Source organism: Pseudomonas sp. Sample_16 (assembly GCF_004307665.1).
GTDB lineage: Bacteria > Pseudomonadota > Gammaproteobacteria > Pseudomonadales > Pseudomonadaceae > Aquipseudomonas.
In genome coordinates, this window is the sequence record NZ_RCOB01000116.1 from 1 (window position 1) to 3,065 (window position 3,065).

Below are 3,065 nucleotides of genomic sequence, written 5' to 3' on the forward strand. Positions count from 1 at the left end.
TGTGCATGTGGTTGAACGCAGCGACCAGTTGCAGCTTGTCGGACATCAACAGGCCGTTACCGAACACGTCGCCGGCCATGTCGCCGACGCCAACTACGGTGATGCTGTCTTCCTGGACATTGATGCCGCGTTCGCGGAAGTGGCGCTGCACGCCGACCCACGCGCCCTTGGCGGTGATGCCCATTTTCTTGTGGTCGTAACCGGCCGAACCACCGGACGCAAACGCGTCACCCAGCCAGAAGCCGTAGTCGATGGCGATGCCGTTGGCGATGTCGGAGAAGGTTGCAGTGCCCTTGTCCGCCGCCACCACCAGGTACGGGTCATCGTCGTCATGACGCACGACGTTGGCCGGTGGCACCAGCGCGCCGTCCTTGAGGTTGTCGGTGATGTCCAACAGACCGGAAATGAAGATGCGGTAGCACGCGATACCTTCGGCGGCGATCTCGTCACGGCTGCCGCCCAGTGGCAGGCGACGCGGCAGGAAGCCGCCCTTCGCCCCCACCGGCACGATGACCGAGTTCTTCACTTGTTGGGCTTTTACCAGGCCGAGGACTTCGGTCCGGAAGTCTTCTTCCCGGTCGGACCAGCGCAGACCGCCGCGGGCAACGTTGCCGAAGCGCAGGTGTACGCCTTCGACGCGTGGCGAGTAGACGAAGATTTCAAACTTCGGCACTGGCTTGGGCAGTTCAGGGATCAGGTGCGGGTTGAACTTGAAGCTGAAGTACGACTTGTTCTGGCCGTTGGCGTCGGTCTGGTAGAAGTTGGTCCGCAGGGTCGCCTTGATCAGGTCAAGGTAGCGACGCAGGATGCGGTCTTCGTTCAACACCTGGACGTCGTCCAGTGCCGCCAGGATCGCGTGTTCCAGACGTTGTTGCTTGTCGTCCAGGTCATCGCCGCTCAACTTGCGCGCCAGGTAGAAACGGGTCTTGAACAACCGGGTCAGCTCGCGAGCGATGTCGGTGTGGTTGTTCAGGGTGCTGGCGATGTAACCCAGGTCGAAGCCCAGACGGATCTGCTTCAGGTAGCGAGCGTAGGCACGCAGCAGCGCCACGTCGCGCCATGGCAGGCCGGCGGTCAGCACCAGGCGGTTGAACGCATCGTTCTCGGCATCGCCACGCACGATGTGGACGAACGCGTCCTGCAGGGTGTCGTTGAGTTGCTGGATGTCCAGGTCCAGGCCTTCAGCCGCGGTGAAGGCGAAATCATGAATCCAGAACTCGCGGCCATTGGTGTGACGCAGGCGGTACGGGAATTCACCCAGTACGCGCAGGCCGAGGTTTTCCAGGATCGGCAACACGTCGGACAGTGCCAGCGGGGTATCGGCGTGGTACAGCTTGCAATGCAGCTCACGCTGACCGGACACCTGGCCCAGCGGCTGATAGAAGCTCATCACCAGCGGATTTTTTTCGCTGAGGTTCAGCAGGTGCTGCATGTCGACCACGGCCGAATGCGCAGCGAAACGCTCGCGGTAACCGGCCGGGAAGCCTTTCGGGAAGTCGGCCAGCACGTTGGTGCCATGGGCTTCGCCGAAGGTTTCGACAGTCAGGGCCGAATAGTCGTCCTGCCAGCTGCGGCAGGCCTGGATCACTTCGTTTTCCAGCTGCTGCGGGTCGATGTCGATACGGTTTTTCGGATCGACACGCAGGATCAGTTGTACGCGGGCCAGCACGGATTCGGAGAAGAAGGTCCAGAATTCGCAGTCCGAGGCTTTCAGGCGATCCATCAGCACTTGCTGGATCTTCTGGCGCACTTCGGTGGAATAGATGTCACGCGGCACATAGGCCAGGCAGTAGCAGAAACGGCCGTACGGGTCTTTGCGCAGGAACACGCGGATCTTGTTGCGTTCCTGGATCTGCACGATCGACATCACGGTGGTGAACAGTTCGTCGACCGGGGTCTGGAACAGGTCGTCACGCGGCAGCACTTCGAGGACCTGCGCCAGTTCCTTGCCCAGGTGAGCCTTGGACTGGAAGCCGGAGCGGCGCTCGATTTCTTCGACCTTGCGGCGGATGAACGGGATGACCCGCACGCTCTCGCCATACACCGAGGAGGTGTACAGGCCCATGAAACGGCATTCCTTGATGACGTTGCCATCGGCGTCGATCTCACGGATCGACACATAGTCGGGGTAAGCCGGACGGTGTACACGGCTTGGGTGCGCAGCCTTGGCGAACGACAGCAGGGTCGGCTCGCGCAGGTAGTTCACGGCGTAGTCTTCGATGCGCAGGTCATCGTAGGTCAGGCCAGCGCGCAGCAGTTTGGTCAAGCCCAGGAAAGAGTTCTGGTCGTAGACGATGTGACCGCCATCGGCCTCATCGCGGACAACGAATTCTTCATAGCCGAGGAAGGTGAAGTGGTTGCCCACCAGCCATTCGAGGAAGCTTTTGATTTCGGCTTTTTCGTCGGCATCGACGACAAACTGGCTGCTGTCCAGGTTGGTCAGTATTTCCTGGACCTTGGCTTTCATCGGCTCGAAGTCAGCCACCGCGACGCGCACTTCACCGAGCACTTGCTCCAGCTCTTTGCTCAGCACGTTCAATTCGGCGGTGTTGGCGCAACGGTCGATTTCCAGGTACATCAACGACTCTTGCAGCACGTCGTCGCCCTGGGTGCCTTTTGGCAGGATTTCCAGCAGTTCACCCTTGCTGCCGCGACGCACGCTGAGCACGGTGGTCTGCAGGGTGTGAATGCTGTAGCCGCGACGGTTCAGCTCGGTGCGCACCGAGTCCACCAGGAATGGCAGATCGTGATGCAGCACTTCGACCGCGGTGTGGGTCGACTGCCAGCCGTGGCGTTCGTAATCAGGGTTGTAGACGCGCACTTGCGGTTGCGCATGATCGAAGCGCTCAAGCAGGCGCCACGCGGAAAGGGTACAGCCAGCGAGGTCGGACAAACGACGCTGGGTCAGCTCGTCCAGGGAAATGATGCCGAAGAATTGTTCAGCGAACAGCGCCACTTGTGGCAGTGCCTGTTCACTGATGTGCTGCGCCAGTGCCGCTTGCAGTTGGTGCTGGAAGTCGGCTTTGCTGGCTGCGGTGAAGAACGCCATCTGTGGTACTCCGCTT

1 protein-coding gene is annotated in these 3,065 nt (G+C 60.8%); it reads right to left on the reverse strand.

Going from position 1 to position 3,065, the window contains the following annotated elements; genetic code table 11:
- Positions 1-3,049, reverse strand: a 3,049-nt coding sequence (locus D8U69_RS16510) for an NAD-glutamate dehydrogenase domain-containing protein (protein ID WP_177434578.1), incomplete at its 3' end; no start/stop codon positions are given.
- Between the last annotated feature and the right edge of the window lie 16 nt (positions 3,050-3,065).